The organism is Actinomadura fulvescens (assembly GCF_039533225.1).
Classification (GTDB): domain Bacteria; phylum Actinomycetota; class Actinomycetes; order Streptosporangiales; family Streptosporangiaceae; genus Spirillospora; species Spirillospora fulvescens.
On sequence record NZ_BAAATD010000007.1, the window covers coordinates 1 to 16,126 of the forward strand.

At 68.6% G+C, this 16,126-nt stretch carries 16 protein-coding genes and 3 pseudogenes; 11 read left to right on the top strand and 8 right to left on the bottom strand.

From position 1 onward, the window contains the following. Nucleotides 1-457: hypothetical protein (locus ABD333_RS25080; RefSeq protein WP_344544707.1), on the top strand; the 457-nt coding region annotated here is incomplete at its 5' end. Between the two features lie 331 nt (nucleotides 458-788). Here ABD333_RS25080 and ABD333_RS25085 read toward each other — a convergent pair. The 4 genes and pseudogenes from ABD333_RS25085 to ABD333_RS25100 form a co-directional block, all read right to left on the bottom strand. Beyond that, nucleotides 789-1,079 (bottom strand): annotated as a pseudogene (locus tag ABD333_RS25085) (transposase); the annotation flags it as partial. Nucleotide 1,080: 1 nt separating this feature from the next. Continuing rightward, nucleotides 1,081-1,356 (bottom strand): annotated as a pseudogene (locus ABD333_RS25090) (helix-turn-helix domain-containing protein); the annotation flags it as partial. A 10-nt stretch (nucleotides 1,357-1,366) separates the two neighbouring features. Then, nucleotides 1,367-1,507, bottom strand: a pseudogene (locus tag ABD333_RS25095) (IS30 family transposase); the annotation flags it as partial. After that, nucleotides 1,491-1,703 (bottom strand): hypothetical protein, encoded by a 213-nt coding sequence (locus tag ABD333_RS25100; RefSeq protein ID WP_344544711.1) that lies wholly within the window; start codon nucleotides 1,701-1,703, stop codon nucleotides 1,491-1,493. The pseudogene ABD333_RS25095 and the gene ABD333_RS25100, both read right to left, overlap by 17 nt. Before the next feature lie 1,206 nt (nucleotides 1,704-2,909). Between ABD333_RS25100 and ABD333_RS25105 the strand changes: the two genes are divergently transcribed. The 3 genes from ABD333_RS25105 to ABD333_RS25115 all read left to right on the top strand — a co-directional run bounded on the left by ABD333_RS25105 (nucleotide 2,910) and on the right by ABD333_RS25115 (nucleotide 5,288). Next, entirely contained in the window at nucleotides 2,910-3,671 is a 762-nt protein-coding gene (locus ABD333_RS25105) for a hypothetical protein (RefSeq protein ID WP_344544713.1), read from the top strand. Nucleotides 3,672-4,165: 494 nt separating this feature from the next. Then, the gene (locus ABD333_RS25110; RefSeq protein ID WP_344544716.1) at nucleotides 4,166-4,483 is read left to right on the top strand and encodes a hypothetical protein; all 318 of its coding nucleotides are present in this window, start codon (nucleotides 4,166-4,168) and stop codon (nucleotides 4,481-4,483) included. A 235-nt stretch (nucleotides 4,484-4,718) separates the two neighbouring features. After that, entirely contained in the window at nucleotides 4,719-5,288 is a 570-nt protein-coding gene (locus tag ABD333_RS25115) for a hypothetical protein (protein WP_344544718.1), read from the top strand. Between the two features lie 45 nt (nucleotides 5,289-5,333). Here ABD333_RS25115 and ABD333_RS25120 read toward each other — a convergent pair whose 3' ends face one another. Together ABD333_RS25120 and ABD333_RS25125 are read right to left on the bottom strand one after the other, a co-directional pair. Continuing rightward, nucleotides 5,334-5,597, bottom strand: a complete 264-nt coding sequence (locus tag ABD333_RS25120; RefSeq protein WP_344544720.1) for a hypothetical protein — start codon at nucleotides 5,595-5,597, stop codon at nucleotides 5,334-5,336. A gap of 417 nt (nucleotides 5,598-6,014) precedes the next feature. Then, nucleotides 6,015-6,671, bottom strand: coding sequence for a nucleotide-binding protein (locus ABD333_RS25125; protein WP_344544722.1), 657 nt, complete (start codon nucleotides 6,669-6,671; stop codon nucleotides 6,015-6,017). An 809-nt stretch (nucleotides 6,672-7,480) separates the two neighbouring features. On the opposite strand from ABD333_RS25125, the gene ABD333_RS25130 reads away from it, so the two are divergent. After that, the gene (locus ABD333_RS25130; protein ID WP_344544724.1) at nucleotides 7,481-7,858 is read left to right on the top strand and encodes a hypothetical protein; all 378 of its coding nucleotides are present in this window, start codon (nucleotides 7,481-7,483) and stop codon (nucleotides 7,856-7,858) included. Nucleotides 7,859-8,068: 210 nt separating this feature from the next. On the opposite strand, the gene ABD333_RS25135 is transcribed toward ABD333_RS25130, so the two are convergent. After that, nucleotides 8,069-8,275 carry a hypothetical protein gene (locus tag ABD333_RS25135; RefSeq protein WP_344544726.1) on the bottom strand — a complete coding sequence of 69 codons (207 nt, stop codon included), beginning with the start codon at nucleotides 8,273-8,275 and terminating at the stop codon, nucleotides 8,069-8,071. Nucleotides 8,276-8,406: 131 nt separating this feature from the next. On the opposite strand from ABD333_RS25135, the gene ABD333_RS25140 reads away from it, so the two are divergent. The 3 genes from ABD333_RS25140 to ABD333_RS25150 all read left to right on the top strand — a co-directional run bounded on the left by ABD333_RS25140 (nucleotide 8,407) and on the right by ABD333_RS25150 (nucleotide 9,874). After that, nucleotides 8,407-8,760: an ATP-binding protein gene (locus ABD333_RS25140; RefSeq protein WP_344544728.1), complete on the top strand. Its 354-nt coding sequence runs from the start codon at nucleotides 8,407-8,409 to the stop codon at nucleotides 8,758-8,760. After that, complete coding sequence (locus tag ABD333_RS25145) at nucleotides 8,748-9,329, top strand: hypothetical protein (RefSeq protein ID WP_344544730.1); 582 nt, start codon at nucleotides 8,748-8,750, stop codon at nucleotides 9,327-9,329. Before ABD333_RS25140 ends, ABD333_RS25145 begins: the two co-directional genes overlap by 13 nt. Nucleotides 9,330-9,427: 98 nt before the next feature. Next, the gene (locus ABD333_RS25150; RefSeq protein WP_344544731.1) at nucleotides 9,428-9,874 is read left to right on the top strand and encodes a PaaI family thioesterase; all 447 of its coding nucleotides are present in this window, start codon (nucleotides 9,428-9,430) and stop codon (nucleotides 9,872-9,874) included. Here ABD333_RS25150 and qcrB read toward each other — a convergent pair. Next, nucleotides 9,871-11,295, bottom strand: coding sequence for a cytochrome bc1 complex cytochrome b subunit (gene qcrB / locus ABD333_RS25155; protein ID WP_344544732.1), 1,425 nt, complete (start codon nucleotides 11,293-11,295; stop codon nucleotides 9,871-9,873). The genes ABD333_RS25150 and qcrB overlap by 4 nt on opposite strands. Before the next feature lie 446 nt (nucleotides 11,296-11,741). Between qcrB and ABD333_RS25160 the strand changes: the two genes are divergently transcribed. The 3 genes from ABD333_RS25160 to ABD333_RS25170 all read left to right on the top strand — a co-directional run bounded on the left by ABD333_RS25160 (nucleotide 11,742) and on the right by ABD333_RS25170 (nucleotide 16,105). Then, nucleotides 11,742-13,325 (top strand): chitinase, encoded by a 1,584-nt coding sequence (locus tag ABD333_RS25160; protein ID WP_344544733.1) that lies wholly within the window; start codon nucleotides 11,742-11,744, stop codon nucleotides 13,323-13,325. Nucleotides 13,326-13,373: 48 nt separating this feature from the next. Then, on the top strand, nucleotides 13,374-15,164 hold the full coding sequence (locus tag ABD333_RS25165) for a chitinase (RefSeq protein ID WP_344544734.1): 1,791 nt from the start codon (nucleotides 13,374-13,376) through the stop codon (nucleotides 15,162-15,164). Nucleotides 15,165-15,265: 101 nt separating this feature from the next. Further along, on the top strand, nucleotides 15,266-16,105 hold the full coding sequence (locus tag ABD333_RS25170) for a lytic polysaccharide monooxygenase auxiliary activity family 9 protein (protein ID WP_344544736.1): 840 nt from the start codon (nucleotides 15,266-15,268) through the stop codon (nucleotides 16,103-16,105). Nucleotides 16,106-16,126: the final 21 nt, after the last annotated feature.

Genomic DNA, 16,126 nt, shown 5'->3' on the forward strand with positions numbered 1-16,126 from the left:
GGCCACTTCTTGGCCTACTGGCGCCACCACCTCGCCCAAGAACACCACCGTGTTCACCACACGCGCCGCCAGGATGAGTACGACCTCACCGCGTGATCAGGCTTCTCCTTCAAAACGAACCACACCCAAAACCGAATACAGCACAGCCGTGGACCACTACCGCGCCTGCGTCACCTCAGCGGGGTACCAGGTCACCCCGGCGGTGCTCAGCCCGGTGGACGGGCTCACCATGCAGTTCGAGGCGAAGCTCAGCGGCGATCCCACCGTCTACAACCAGGCGGTCGATGACTGCAACCACCGTCATCTCTCACACATCGAACCGGCCTACTTCGAGCGGCACACTCAGGTGATGAACACGCGTCTGCGATCAGCGACCGCCGCTTGCCTGGCCGGAAAACACGCTGTCGTCACGGGAAAGGAAAAGAAACATACCGGAACTCATCGCCACCGTCGGTGAACGACGCAGACTGCTGGTCTTGGACTGCGCCGCGACGAAAGCTCGCGAACTCTTCCCCCAACTGCAAGGCCTGACGATCCGGTACTGAGCAACGCAAACCACCACGACATCGATCGCCACGACGGTCCGCAACCGGGCCACGGCCCGCGGTCTGCGCGGGCTCGGGAAGTGGAGGTCAGGCGAGCGAGGCCGCCTCGACGACGAGGCGGCCGCTGCCGTGGTGACACCTTCGCTCGACGCCCTCGCCGTTGCAGCCACCGCACTCACCCGGGCGCGTAGCGCCTGTACGGCTCAGGACAGCCTTCTTCGGCGCGACAGCACGATCGATCGCATCGATGCCGTCCAGACGCCGCTGCCGCTTGCGGACGATCTGCGGCTCGAAACCGGCGCCCCGGTCGCGGGGCACCTCGATCTCGACCGGCCCGGCCTCGGTCAGCACCGTCTTGGCACGTTTCCCGTTCCGGGAGTTCCCGCTGTTCCGCCCGGCCGTGTCGTTCTTGGCACAGCCCAGGTGAGCGTCCATCTCGCCCTCCAGCGAGGACTCCAGCACCAGTTTGGCCAGCTGCGCCAGCAGCCCGCCCTCGCCCGACACCGGCAAGCCCTTCTTCTGGACCTGGGCCATCGCGCACTCCCACACCCTGAGCCTTGAACAACGCGATCTCCTCGCGTTCGGTGAACGACAGGTACCTGCCCGACGGAAGGCTGAGCTGGATCGACGGCATCCCGCCACCCTGGCGAAACCACCGGGAGCCGACCGGCCCCGACACGCCGCACGCGAACGCCGCGTCCTCGCTGGTCAGTCCTTCGGCGATCTTCACCCAGAACGCCCGCTCCACGTCCCGACGGATCGGCGGCCGCCCCGGCGAACGCATCGCCGGACGCCCCGTCACCGTCGTCATCCAGCCCGCTGGCTCGCGGGACACGCAGCGCGCGTCCGGTGCGGAGGCAGGCGACCAGCTCGCGCTTGAACGCTCCACGCCCCTGGATGTAGAGAGCCTGATAGGTCGCCTCGTGCGAGATGCGCATGGAGTCATCATCGGGGAAGTCGACCCACCAGCCGGCCCTCGATGTGCACGCCGCCGAGCTGGACGGCGGGGTTGGTGTCGCCGAGCTGGGCCACGGCGGCGGCGAATCTGTCGGTGACCTGCCCGTGCTCGGTGAGCTCGTGGGTGCGGCGCTGGGCCTCCTCGCTGTGCCGGACGTTTTCCTGTGCGGCACAGCTCGAGCGCGTCGTCGAGGACCTCATGCAACTGCTCGGGCGGCATCGCCTCCATCGCCGCCCACGCGGCGCCGTCGTCGCTGCCACCGGCGGCCCGGGCGGTGTGGGCGCGGCGGGCCAGCACGGCCCATTGGGCGGTGATCTCGCCGGCCAGGCCGGCGCTGGGTGACATGCCGTAGACGGCTCCGGCCAGCGCCGCGACGGTGGCGGGCTGGCCGAGCGCCTGGGGGATCAGCGCGTCCTGGCAGGGGCCACAGCCGGCGCGGGCCGCGCCGACCAGCCCCGCGGCCAGGTCGGTGTACACCCGGGCACCGCCGCTGTAGGGCAGGTCGGCGATGATGCTCATGTCGATCGTCGGGTGCTGGTGGCCTTGGGCGGCGGCGTGGGTCTGGTCCATAAGCACAAGCGCCTGGCTGTAGGAGATGCCCTTGGTCTCGGCCAGAGCACGGGCCTGGCGGCGACGCGCGGCGGAGGACTTCTTCGGCACGATCGTCTCAATCCGGCGGGCGTCCACGCTGCTCGCCTTCGAGAACACGATCCGCGAAGGAGGGCATGCTGCGACTGCGCGGGCCCGATCGGACCATTACCGACAACGTCAACCACCGGCGTGGGCGGTGGCGACAACGGCGAGCGTGCGCGGCCTGACTCAACGCCCACCGTAGTCGACCGTGCCCCCGGTCACCACCAAGGCTCCGAGCTTCTAGATCCCGACGGCGTTCTACGGCCGCACCATCTACCTGCCCACGGCCTCCGACATCAGCTGACCAATGCCGATCAGCGGGCGCTGGCCAGGAACCCCAGGCGGCGGTCGCGACGGATCGAGCGGGTCTGCGGCCCGATGCGCCAACGCCGTGCGGAGGAAAAATCGTGCGTTTAAGCCTGGTTTGACCGGTACCTGCGCGAACGCGGCTACACCGCCATCACTACGGGCGACGTCGACGGCGCGGCTGCATGCTGGCCGGCGGCACCGTCCCCACCCTCAACCGCCTGACCACCGACGAACTCGCCGCCCCGCTGGGCCCGGCGCCGCCCGATGTGAGATGACCGCCCGGGGTCGGCCCGCGGATCCCGTACGCGGCACCGACCGGCTGCGTCCTCGAGCTCTCTATATGGAGAGTGGCGCTGAGATATCACAGCTCATCTGCGCCAGGGCGACTTGGCCGTGGTGGCCCGCTGATGCTCGAAGCTTGAGAGGCGGAGGTGTACAGCGCGCGGGCCGGTAAGGTGCCCGGCATGTTGATCCCCAGCCGGCGGCATGGCCTGGTGGGCGTGCTGGTGGCGATGGCCGCGGTGGGCTGCGCTGATCTCCCCCTGCCGGCAGAGCCGGCACCGACGCCTGCATCGTCGGTCACGGCCTCGCCGTCGCGGCCGACGCGGTCCTGGACCGTCGATCATCTCCGGCAGGCGATCATCCCCCGGATATCGAACTCCCACGTTCCGGCTGGTGTGCGCCATCAGGGGCTGACCTCCGGCACCTTGGAAGAGGTCATCGGGCGCCCGGCTTCCAACCCATCCACCGGCGCAAGCGTTGCCGGCACCTGCCAGGACCTGTACGACCTTCACGCAGTGCTGGGAGGCCCGGATCGGCAGCTATGGCGGGTGCCGACCGCGCTGGCGTCCTGGGACAACCTCAATGAAGGTTTCTTCGTCTCCGTCCTCATCATGGCCGTGCCCGACCCGCTGCGCCGTCGGCTGACCTCCGCGCGCCTTCCCCGGCACTGCGTGGGCAACTCCTTTCGCACGTCCGCGCCCGAGCAGCCAGAAAGCACTGTAGAGGGCAAGGTCACCGCCGACACCAGCTATCCCATCGCCGAAACCGCCAGAGTCATCCAAGCCACAGCCTCCGTCGATGGCGGCCCCGCGACCACGCGCCGCCAGGTCGTGTTCGGTGCCCGCGGCTACCTGATCGTCATGAACACCATCACCCTGTCGACACAAGACAGCGACACCTACATCCGGGCCGCTCACGCCCACGCCGAACAGGCCCTCTCTTAAGGTCCTAGGCATGTAGACGGGAGGGTGGCGCGATGTGGCCACTCGCGGGGTTGGTCCGTGGATAGAATGCGCGCCTCATGCGCGCTTTCTGCCTTTTTGCTGCCGCATTGACCGCCACGAGTCTCAGCGTGGCCGCGTGTGGCGACGAGGATTCACCCTCGTCGAGCCCGGTTGTGACCGGCAGTGCGGCTTCGGTTTCGCCTGCGACGGATGTAGTCGACGCGGCCGAGCTCCAGGCGGCGCTGCTGCCTGCGGGGAGGGGGCAGTCATCGCTGATCGGCCCACGCAGTGGGAGATACGGCTCTCTTCGAAGCAGCGGCAAGGGATCGGCGCGCCCGCCCGCGCCCGGGCTCGACCCACGGTGCGAGAAGGGACCAGGAGGGCCGGGCCAATGGCCGGCCACGCTGAACGGCTCGCCCGCGGCGGAGGTGACCCACGGCCCGATGATGAGCAGTGTCTCCCAGACGCTGGTATGGGTCCCCAAGGACGCCGACATGGCCGCCCTGCGCCTGAGCGTGCCCCGCGTGTGCACGCGGAAGATGACCGTCAAGTTCCAAGGGCGCACGGTCATCATGAGCAACCGGATGCTGACCAAGACTCAGCTACCGGACCTGCGTGGCGCCGAGGTCACCGGAACCCGGCTCACCATGGCGATGCCCGATGCGGGGGTGTCGGCGTATACGACCTGGGTCAATGCACGTTCGGGTCGCCTGGTGATGGCGATGGCGTTCATGGGCACCGACGCGGGTTACACCAAGCAGAACAAGACCCTCGCACAAGCCTGGGCCAGGGCGGTCGCAGCGGTGCGGTGACCCTCCTAGAGCCTCACGCACACCGGGTCCGGTACGTGGTCGGGCGGGCTCGCAGCTCGCACGTGCGCCGACATGGCGCGCTCGGCCCTTGATACGAGGCCGAAGCTACGGGCGGCCACCGACACGGCGTTCCATGACGGTGCCGCCGCCGGGCCGGTCGCCGGTACGGTGAGGCCGTGGCAGCGCCGCGTTCGACCAGGCCGAGGCCCGCGACACCGACCACGCCCGGACCTGGGTGGCGCTGGTCGACGGCGACCCGCACCAGATCACTCTGCTGCAAGCCGAGGCCGCCCGCCGCGGCGTGCGCATCCACATCGTCTGCGACCTGATCCACGTGCTCGAGTACTGCTGGCGCGCCGCACGCTGCCTGCACACCGCCGACGACCCGGACGCCGAACAGCAGGTGGCCGCTTGGGTGCTTGGCCTGCTGGCCGGCAACCTCACCCAGGTCATCGATGACATGACCACCCGAGCCGCCGCCGTCCCGGCCGACCGGCGCGCCGGGCTGGACGCCGCTGCCGGTTACCTGTCCCGCCACCGCGCATTCCTGCGTTACGACCAGGCTCTGGAGAAGGGCTGGCCGATCGCCACCGGAGTGGTCGAGGGCACCGCCAGGCATCTGGTCGGCGACCGGTTGGAGATCACCGGCGCAAGATGGGGACTGGCAGGAGCCGAAGCGATCCTCAAGCTACGCGCCGTGATCAGCAACGGTGACCTGGACGCCTACTGGATCAATCACCTCGAACACCAGCGGCACCGCATTCACCAAGCCCGTTCCCAGGACCGATACGCCCTCACGGCCTGACCGGCGCCCTCGCCCCGGAGAGCATGCCGACCCCGGCGCCCGGGGTCAGCGGCAGGGAATCGGCGCCTGACGGTCGATCTCGCGACCAAGCACAACGACCATGTCATCGAAGGCCTGGGCGCCGTGCCGGCCCTTCAGCGAGGGGAAGAGATTCTTGCGGGCGGCCATCCTGAGCATCTCACTCAACGTGGCATACGGCACCGGACGGCCGGAAGACAACTCGTCATAGGCGTGACGGGAAAGCCGCATGAGATCAGGGTGGTCAGCGGACTCGCTGAGGATCATGCGTGTGGCGGCCTTGAGATCCATATGCGAAGTCTAATGCGGTGACCAGGAACGCTCGCGGCGACCGCATCAACAACCACCTCACCACCACCGCCTCGCACACCCGCACCCACAGCAAAGCCAGACTCGCGATCAAACAACCCAGACCACAACCGCCCACCTCACAGGCTCACTCAGCCCGAGCTACACCCACCTCAAATAGCCGCACCACAGGCCGGACCGATGTTCCGGCTCGGCCGCCACCGCGGCCACGCACGACACCGACAAGTCCTCCACCCGCTGCGGCGTGCCGGCCTGGCGAGGAGGCTCGGTGCTGGAGTCAGCGGTAGTCCCGCAGCGTGGGTGGTCGCGTGTGTAGAGGGGCTAGTTGTTGCTCTGACCAGCGGAACAACGGACGGGTACCAAGCCTGCCTTTCCTTCCGCCATCGGTGCGCGGTCCTCTCATGGGCCCACAGCTGCCGGTGCATCTGCCAAGCCCAGGCGACTACGAAGTTCCGCCCAAACTGGTGCGTATTCCTCGGCAAGAGCTGTCCAGTCGCTGGACCAGGGCGAGCGGGCGGCCTGGGCAATGCGCGTTGAGTAGGGGAGTCGTGAGTCCAGCGGCTGAACACCAAGGCCGGACAGGGCAACCCTCCAGGTATCGTCGGGGCCGCCGCTGACGTCTTGGACGCTGTGGACGAGGACGAAGACCGGCGCGCCGCTCTCGGCGGTCACCATCCGAAAACGCAATGGCAGCAGCGAACCGATGGTCCTCATGTCGCCTTCAGGGACCGGAACCACCACCGCGTGCGCCACGGCCAAGACCGATTGCTGGTTGAAGCCGGGCAGGTCAAGAGTGCTGACCTGCGTGGCGGACCCTTGCCCGGCGGCCCATCGAATGGTCTCGTCCGCTGTCAACGACAACACACGCAGCGGCGGCTGGTGCCCGAGCATCTGAGCCAGTGCCGTGATGCCGCGCGCCGCTGCATCGCCATCGTGCTGAGGGTCACCATCGACGACGACGACATCAGCCCCAGCCGCCGTGGCTGCGGTCGCCAATCCCAGCGCCGTCGTAGTACGCCCGATGCCGCCGACCGTTCCCGCCACCGCGATGATCACACGCGCTTCTCTTCTCCATATCCGTCGCGCAACCTCTGTCTATCGGGCGGCTCGATGTGCGGTCGGGCACCACGCCGGACCCCATTCGCCCTCAGGTTCGGCGAGCCCCTCGTACACCGCCAGCCGTCGCGGCGCCAAGGGCGGGTCCGTCAAGGCTGGCCGTGGCCACCGGGGCGGGCGGTGCGGGTCGAGGCAGGCGTCGAGGCGCTGCAATGTTGTGGCCCGGGCGCAGCTGGTCGGACGATCCGGCGATGTGCTGCCATGGCGATATGGCGTGCGGGCCCCCATCACGCTCACGCACATCGCCCGCTATGCAGACACCGCCTGGGAGCATTCGGGTCCCAGCGAAGTGACAGATCCTTCGAGGCCTAGATGTGTTCTCACACCATCTGCAGCGCCGCCCAAGGTGTCACTGTGACTGAGCATTTCCCCCCTTCGAGTCCAGCCGGTTCGGCGGTGTCGCGCTGAGCCGCTACCGGGCGGCTGAGGACAGTTCGGGAGCGGAGGGCTGTCTCCGCATGATCGTGGTTGTGTACACACTGACGGGTGAGGGAGAGCGGGGCCCGCGACGCCCGCGCGTCGCTGGCCGCCGGGTGACGCGCGGGGCGTTCGGGGGTCTTACCCACCCTTGACGGCTACGCCTCGTTCGCGGGCCGAACAGAGAGCTCATGTCCGGGCGAATGTCACCGATATTGACCCGATGTTTACTGTTCGTGACCACTGGCGGCCGGGGGAGCTTAGTCGACGCCCCGTCCGGCGAAACTCTCTACTGCGTCAGCTCCCCGCCACTTTTCAGAAGGGACGCCAGCATGCGCACCTCGTCCACCAGAGGTTCCCAACTGTTGCTCGTCACCGCCACCACCGCACTCACGCTCGCGGCCACCGCGACCGGATCGCGCGCGGAGGCTCACGCGATGGAGCCGGCCTGTCCGCCGCCCGGTGGCGGATCGTGCTACTTCGAGTACTACGACGCCAGCGGACTCCGGACGATCGAGTTCGAGCCGGAAGTCGGCCGCTGCTACAACACCGGAAGCGCCGGGGCGGTCAGAGGCACCAACCAGACCAATCGCAGAGTGCACCTCTGGCCCACCTCCAACTGCTCCGGCAGCGCGACGGCCCTAGTCGACCCAGGCTTCTCCTGGAACGACCCCTCCCACACCTACTACTCCTTCAGACCAATCCGCTGAGGCCGGATGGGTTAGTCACAGACAAACGGGGCGAGGACCTGGGCGGGGCGGCCTTCTCTGGGACCGCCGACTTCGGCAGGGCGCCCTTTCTCCGGGCCCGTCCACTTCGACAAGGCGAGTGGCGCGCATGGATAGCCGAGCACGACACCAACGGTGCCGCAGTCTTGCGCATCCTGTCCGTCGTCCGAGCGCATTTACGAGCGCGTCCGCTCACGCCTGCATCCCGTAGGTCTGGCGAACGCAGGCGGGCAGCTTGTCGTAGAGCTGTTCCAGTTCCGGCCTCAGGTCGTCCAGGTCGACCTCGGCGTCGAAGTCCACGCCGGCGGCGGCGAACAGGTCGGCGGCCGCCACGGTGGGGACCTCGATGGAGGGGAAGGCCGTTCCGGCCGATTCGACCGAGATCCAGCGGTAGGTCAAGCCCCGATGGCGTGTTTGGCGGGCGGCCCGGTGGACGTGTTGCGTCCCGTTGATTCTGAGGCAGCGCCGAGCTTCTGACCTGGCTGCCTCAGATAGGTGGGACTGACCGCGTGGGGAAAGTCCCATTGATCATGAGGCAGATCACCGTACGGCGGTTCATCGCGGGCCTGCTGGACGGCTGCCCGTATCTCGACGATGTCCTTCTCGCGGCCGACGAACTCGTCGTCAACGCGATCCGCCACACCAGGTCGGGGCGGAGCGGAGGATCGTTCACCGTCGAAATCATGCGCGGTGGCAAGGGAGTGGCCGTCTCGGTCGCCGACCAGGGCGGACCAGGGCAACTGGTCGTACGCGACGCCGAAGGACTCGCCGAGTCCGGGCGTGGCCTGCGCACGGTCTCGCTCACGGCCGCCAGCTGGGGCTGGCACGGGAACGCGGACGGCAGGACCGTCACGGCCGTCTTCTTCGGCGAATGGCCGGCCTGATGCGCACCGCCTCACAACACCACGGCCATGTGCGGGAACGCGTGGACGTGATCATGCTCACCGCCCTACGAGCCGATCCGGTCGCCATCGACACGTTCCTGACCGAGCCGGGCGGGACACGGCTCGACTCGTCGAGCAAGGAGTTCCTTCGCGAGTCACGGCGGCTCACCCTGGCCTGCGCCGCCGTGCTCACCAGAATCCTCGGCGCGCACCGTCCAGGAAGAGATCCGTACGGCGACGAGACCTGCGCGGGCTGTGGAACGCCCGACTGCCGGACGCTGAAGGGCGCCGACGACATCCTCGCCGCATACACCGTGCACCCGCTTCCCGTCGACCGAGCGGAAGCATGGCGCCGCGCTGACGCGTACCTCGGTGGTGCTCCCGGCACGCCCTTGACGATCGAGGAGTTCGACGACGGCTTCATCGCACGCCCGTCCACGCCCGGCGCCGTCGCTGACCGCTTCCTGCTCGTGGTCGATCGCCGTTCGGGCTCGTTGACCCGCTGGCCCGTCCTGCCGACTGAACAGCTCATCGACGACTACCGCCGCTACCAGAACGGCGTGCTGTGACGATGGGCCGAGTGGCGTTCGGGTTTGTGGTTACTTGCTGGTAGAGTCCGGGGATCAGCTTAGTTGCTCCATGCAACTCCCCTCGAAAGGAACGCGTCTTGCGTGCGGATCTTCACGAGCCTTTCAGTGACGGGCGCGACAAGCTCTTCGCCGACTTCTTCAACAATGACGAGTCGTACTTCGGCTCCCTGGTGGGGTTGCAGCTTGAAGACGTCCGCGTTGACTACGCGCGCATGAGGCTGCCGTACAGGCCGCGGCTCAATCAGCCCGCCGGGGTGGTGCACGGCGGTGCGATCGCCACGCTGATCGACACCGTGGTGGTTCCGGCGATCGGGGGAGTGTACGAGCGGATTCCGGTGCTGCTCACGATCGACATGCAGCTCCGGTACCTGAGTGCGGCTCGGGAGACCGATCTCGTGGCGGAGGGGTGGATCACCCGGCGGGGCAAGTCCACGGTTTTCTGCCAGGCCGAGGTGCGGGGCACCGATGGCGAGGTCGTGGCCGAGGGCTGGCACGTCTACCGGGTGATCCTGCCGAAGGACTAGTCGGAGCCGATCGCGGTGAGCTCGCGGCGGACGGGTTCGTGGATCTCGCTGAAGCCGCCCTCGGCGCTCATGAGGATGCGGCCTGTCTCGCGGCCGTGCTCAGCCTCGTGCTTCTCGCGGTTCGTGAGGAACAGGCAGATGCGCTGGGTGACGACGAACGCGAGGACGGGCCCGAGGAAGACCGCGATGCGGAAGAACCAGGTCACCGCGAACAGCGACAGATGGAAGTTGTACGCGATCTGGTCGTTGGCCGCCGCGGCCCAGAGGAGCCCGTAGAACGTGATGCCCGCGGCTCCGACGCCGGTGCGGGTGGCCGCGTCGCGGGGGCGGTCCAGGTAGTGGTGGACGTTGTGGTCACCGGTCAGGCGGCGTTCCAGCGCGGGATAGGCCGCGAGGACGGTGAAGAACGCGCCGGGGACGATGAGGGCGGGTACGAGGACGGCGAGCGTGAGGGGATGCCCGGCCACGTCCAGTTCCCAGCCCGGCATGATCCGGATCGCGCCGTCCAGGAAGCCCATGTACCAGCCCGGCACCGCCCCGGCGGTGATGTCGCCCGGCTTGTACGGCCCGAACTGCCAGATCGCGTTGATCTGGACGAAGGTGCCGAGGAGCGTCAGCACGCCGCAGGTCGCGAGGAACATCGCCACCGAGGTGGCCCTCGGGGCGGCCATGCGCGCCGTCTGGAACGTGCCGAGGCGCGGCGCCGGCGTGCGGAAGCGCGTGTGGCCGTGGCGGCTGATCAGCCGGCCGCGCAGGGCGAAGAGGCCGATGGTCGCGCCGGGCAGCGCCAGGATGTGGAGCCAGTACGAGCGCGGGATGATGTCGTCGCCCGGGAACTCCCCGCCGAAGACCAGGCCCGTCAGGTCGGTGCCGACCAGCGGGATCGACTGCGTCACGCCCTGGACGAGGCCGAGGCTGCCGCCCGACAGCATGTCGTCCGGCAGGATCGTGCCGGTCACGCCCGCCGCCATGCCGAGCACCAGCAGGCCGATCCAGATCAGCCAGTTCAGCCCGCGGGGACGCCGGTAGGCGCCGGTGAAGAACATCCGCAGGAGCTGGAGTGTGATCGCGGCGATGAAGACGAGCGCCGCCCAGTGATGGACCTGCCTCATCAGCAGCCCGCCGCGCACCTCGAAGCTGAGGTCGAGCGTCGACCGGTAGGCCTCGCTCACCTGAACGCCGCGCAGCGGCCCGTACGAGCCGTCGTAGGTGACCTCCTTCATGCTCGGCTCGAAGAAGACGGTCAGGAACGCGCCCGTGACGAGGAGCACCACGAACGCGTACACCGCGATCTCGCCGAAGAGGAACGACCAGTGGTCCGCCGATCGCGAACGCCATGACCCCCTTGGCTGCGCGGGCGTGCGCATGCGCTTCACCAGGCCGTCTCGTGCCCGCAGGGGCAACGTCTTCCGCTCGTCCATCGGTCACTGTCCTTCGTCGAAGGTCCGTCACAGATGAGACGGCGTAGGGGTGCCTGGTTGTGACGTCAGAAGGGGCTCTCAGCGGTGTGATCCGTGACGCATCCGTATGTACGGCGGCAAAGGGACGGCCACGCCGCCCCAACTGGCAACGGTCACTGACAGTGAGGGTCGAGGACTCACGGCCGAGCTTGCCGTACGCCTCTGACGCTGGGCGGATATTGCCAGCAGATGTGAAATCCGCTGGCGACAAGTGCTGATTCTCGGGCCGTTCTAGCTGGCTTGGCCCGCGACCTGGGGTGGTTGGCACGGTCCGTTCTCTGGACTTTCCGAGAAGTCTTGCCCCGGAGTGATGGGCCGGTTACCTTCAACGAAACTCATAGGAAACCTTCCTATTGGATCAGCGACTCGGGGGAGTTCCGCGTTCCGCACCGGCCCTTGGAGCGATCTTGCGCCGTCTCCTCTCCCGCCTCTGCCTCCTCGCCGTCCCCCTGCTCCTGTCCTTCCTGGCCGTCCCCGGTTCCTACGGGGCGGTGACGGCCGCGGCACCGACCGCGACGTTCGCGAAGGCCTCCGAGTGGGGGTCCAGCTACGAGGGCAAGTACACGATCACCAACGGCTCCGGCACCGCGCTCTCCTCCTGGCAGGTGGAGTTCGACCTCCCGGCCGGTACGAGCCTCGGCACGTACTGGGACGCGCTGCTCACGACCTCGGGACAGCACGCCACGTTCCGTAACCGCGAATACAACGGCACGATCGCGCCCGGCGCGTCCGTCTCGTTCGGCTTCATCATCACCGGGACCGGCACCCCGCAGAACTGCACTCTCAACGGCGCCGCCTGCACGGGCGAAGGCCCCGGCACACCAGGCGCACCTGGCGCGCCCGGAACGCCCACCGTGACGGCGCGGACCGACTCCTCCCTCACGCTCTCGTGGCCCGCGGCCAGCGGAACCGTCACCGGCTACCGCGTCTACGAAGGGACGGCCCTGCGTTCCACCGTCACGGGTACGACCGCGACCGTCTCCGGACTGGCGTCCTGCTCGACGCACACCTACACGGTCAAGGCCTACAACGGCGAAGGCGAGTCGGCCGCGAGCGCACCGGCCACCGGCTCCACCAGTGGCTGCGCGACCGGTCCGCTACCCAAGCACTTCCTGACCGGGTACTGGCACAACTTCGTCAACGCGGCGACAGAGCTGCGGCTAGCGGACACCAACGCCGAGTACGACCTCGTCGCGATCGCGTTCGGCGAGGCCACCACAACGCCCGGCCAGGTGGTCTTCGGCATCGACCCGGGCCTGTCGAGCGCGCTCGGCGGCTACACCGACGCGCAGTTCAAGGCCGACGTCCAGACGCTCCACAACCGCGGCAAGAAGGTCATCCTCTCGGTCGGCGGCGAGCGCGGCGCGATCCAGGTCGGCAGCTCGGCGGCGGCGTCGGCGTTCGCCAACAGTGTGTACGGGCTGATGCAGAGCTACGGCTTCGACGGCGTCGACATCGACCTGGAGAACGGGCTCAACCCGACCTACATGGCCCAGGCCCTGCGCGAGCTGCGCGCCAAGGCGGGCGCCAACCTGATCATCACGATGGCGCCGCAGACCATCGACATGCAGTCGACGGGCGGCTCGTACTTCCGGCTCGCGCTGAACATCAAGGACATCCTCACCGTCGTGCACATGCAGTACTACAACTCGGGCTCGATGCTCGGCTGCGACCAGCAGGTGCACGGCCAGGGGACGATCAACTTCCTGACGGCGCTGGCGTGCATCCAGCTGGAGAACGGGCTGCGACCCGACCAGGTCGCCCTCGGGCTCCCGGCCGGCCCGGGTGCCGCGGGCGGCGGTGTCGTCGCGCCGTCCGTCGTCACCAACGCCCTCAACTGCCTGGCCCGCGGAACGAACTGCGGGACGTTCAAGCCGTCGAGGACCTACCCGGACATCCGCGGCGCGATGACCTGGTCCGTCAACTGGGACGTCACGAACGGCGGCGGCTTCGCCCGCACCGTCGGCCCGTTCCTCGACACGCTCCCGTAGACGAGGAACGCGATGAACTCAGGCACGCTCCCGCCGACGAGGAACGCGATGAACCGGACACGACGCCTCCTCGCGCTCGCGATCGCCGTCACCCTGGCGGCCACGGCCCTCGTCGGCGCGACGCCCTCCGCGTACGCCGCCAACATCCTCACCAACTCCGGCTTCGAGAGCGGCTCGCTGTCAGGGTGGACGTGCTCGGGCGGCACAGGCTCTGTGGTCGGCAACCCCGTCCACACCGGCTCGTACGCCCTGGCTGCCGCCGCCTCGTCCGGCGACAACGCCCGCTGCAGCCAGACCGTCACGGTGAAACCCAGCACCGCCTACACACTCTCGGCCTGGGTACGCGGCAGCTATGTCTACCTCGGCGTGAACGGCGGCGCCTCCACCTGGACACCGTCGGCCACCGCCTACACCAAGCTCACGTTGTCGTTCACCACCGGCTCCAGCCAGACCTCGGCCCAGGTGTTCGTGCACGGGTGGTACGGCTCGGGGACCTACAACGCAGACGACGTCGAGCTGGACGGCCCTGGCGGAGGCGATCCCCAGCCAGGAGTGCCCGGCCAGCCCGGGGCGCCCAGGCTCGGCGCGGTCGGCGACTCCTCGATCGCGCTCTCCTGGACCGCGTCCGCTGGAACGGTCTCGGGCTACCGGGTGTACGAGGGCGACACGGCCGTCACGACCACGACGAGCCCCAGCGCCACCATCTCCGGCCTCCGGGCATGCACGTCCCACACCTACACCGTCGCCGCGTACAACAGCGTCGGTGAGTCGGCCAAGAGCGCTCCGGTGACCGGCACCACCACCGGCTGCACCGACACGGGACTGCCCAAGCACGCCCTCATCGGCTACATGCACGCAAGCTTCGCCAACGGCTCGGGCTACATCCGCATGGCCGACATCCCGCCCGCCTGGGACATCATCAACCTCTCCTTCGGCGAACCCACCTCCGTGACGTCCGGCGACATCCGGTTCAACCGCTGCCCGGCGAGCGAATGCCCGAACGTGGAGGGCGAGGCCGACTTCATCGCCGCCATCCGGACCAAGCAGGCCCAGGGCAAGAAGGTCCTCATCTCCATCGGCGGCCAGAACGGCCAGGTCCAGCTGACGACCACCGCCGCGCGCGACGCGTTCGTCCGGTCGGTCGGAGAGATCATCGACCGGTACGGGCTGGACGGGCTCGACGTCGACTTCGAGGGCCACTCGCTCTACCTCAACCCCGGCGACACCGACTTCCGCAACCCGACCACCCCGGTGATCGTCAACCTGATCTCGGCGCTGCGGACGCTCAAGGCCCGCTACGGCGCGAAGTTCGTCCTCACCATGGCGCCGGAGACGTTCTTCGTCCAGGTCGGCTACAAGTTCTACGGCGGCGCGGGCGGCGGCGACAACCGCACCGGCTCGTACCTGCCGGTGATCCACGCGATGCGCGACGCGCTCACCGTGCTGCACGTCCAGGACTACAACTCCGGTCCCGTCACCGGCCTGGACGAGCAGTGGCACACGATGGGCGGAGCCGACTTCCACATCGCGATGACCGACATGGTCAAGGCCGGCTTCCCGGTGGCGAACACCGGGCACACGTTCCCGGGCCTGCGCGCCGACCAGATCGCCTTCGGCCTGCCCGCCGCGACCAGCGCGGGCAACGGCCACACACCGCCCGCCCAGGTGCACCAGGCGCTCAACTGCCTGGTCAAGGGGCAGTCCTGCGGCGGCTACACGTTGCGCGGCGGCACGTCACCGGCGCTGCGCGGGCTGATGACCTGGTCCATCAACTGGGACCGCTACTTCAACTGGGAGTTCATGAACAACCACGAGCCGTTCCTCAACGCCCTGCCCTGACATCCGATGCTCCCTGCGACCCCGACACCCTCCCGCGATATCCGCCCCGCTCCAGACAGGAGATCAGGCACCTCATGCGAACCAGGTCAAAAGTCGCGCTGGTGACCGCCACTCTGCCCGTCTCGACCATCGTCGCCGTCCTGCTCCCCGCGGCTCCGGCCGGCGCCCACGGCACCGTTTCCGACCCGCCCAGCCGGGTGTACGTCTGCAAGCAGGAAGGCCCCGAGAACCCCAAGTCGGACGCGTGCAAGGCGGCCGTGGCCGCGGGCGGCACCCAGGCGTTCTACGACTGGAACGAGGTCTCCCTCCTTGAGGCCGGTGGCCGGCACCGGCAGATCATCCCCGACGGGAAACTGTGCAGCGCGGGCCGTGAGAAGTACCGCGGCCTCGATCTCGTCCGCGCCGACTGGCCCGCCAAGCGCATCTCCGCGGGTCCGCTCAGGCTGACCTACCACGCGAGCGCCCCGCACTCCAACAGCAACTTCGAGTTCTACATCACCCGCGCCGGCTGGAGCCCGTCGCAGCCGCTGCGCTGGTCGGACCTGGTGCACCTCCAGACGTTCAACAACCAGAACCCGACCACGTTCACCAACTGGACGATCAACATCCCGGCCCGGACCGGCCGCCACCTGATCTATTCGATCTGGCAGCGCGTGGTCGGCAGCAACGAGGCGTTCTACACCTGCTCCGACGTCGACTTCGGCGGCGGCAACGAGACCCCGCCGCCCACGACCCCGCCGCCGACCACTCCACCACCGACCACCCCGCCGCCCACGACGCCGCCCACCACCCCGCCGAGCGGCACTTGGGCCTCCGGCGCCGCCTACAGGAGCGGCGACCAGGTCACCTACCAGGGCACCTCCTACCGCTGCCTGCAACCGCACACGGCACTCCCCGGCTGGGAGCCGCCGAACACCCCGTCCCTCTGGCAGGCGGCCTGAGACCTGCCTCGGTGCCGGGCC

Excerpts from the sequence above, each read along its gene's own strand:
- ABD333_RS25100 (WP_344544711.1), bottom strand. The coding sequence starts at position 1,703 with ATGAGGTCCTCGACGACGCGCTCGAGCTGTGCCGCACAGGAAAACGTC.
- ABD333_RS25105 (WP_344544713.1), top strand. The coding sequence starts at position 2,910 with ATGTTGATCCCCAGCCGGCGGCATGGCCTGGTGGGCGTGCTGGTGGCG.
- ABD333_RS25110 (WP_344544716.1), top strand. The coding sequence starts at position 4,166 with ATGGCCGCCCTGCGCCTGAGCGTGCCCCGCGTGTGCACGCGGAAGATG.
- ABD333_RS25120 (WP_344544720.1), bottom strand. The coding sequence starts at position 5,597 with ATGGATCTCAAGGCCGCCACACGCATGATCCTCAGCGAGTCCGCTGAC.
- ABD333_RS25130 (WP_344544724.1), top strand. The coding sequence starts at position 7,481 with ATGCGCACCTCGTCCACCAGAGGTTCCCAACTGTTGCTCGTCACCGCC.
- ABD333_RS25140 (WP_344544728.1), top strand. The coding sequence starts at position 8,407 with ATGAGGCAGATCACCGTACGGCGGTTCATCGCGGGCCTGCTGGACGGC.
- ABD333_RS25145 (WP_344544730.1), top strand. The coding sequence starts at position 8,748 with ATGGCCGGCCTGATGCGCACCGCCTCACAACACCACGGCCATGTGCGG.
- qcrB (WP_344544732.1), bottom strand. The coding sequence starts at position 11,295 with ATGGACGAGCGGAAGACGTTGCCCCTGCGGGCACGAGACGGCCTGGTG.
- ABD333_RS25165 (WP_344544734.1), top strand. The coding sequence starts at position 13,374 with ATGAACCGGACACGACGCCTCCTCGCGCTCGCGATCGCCGTCACCCTG.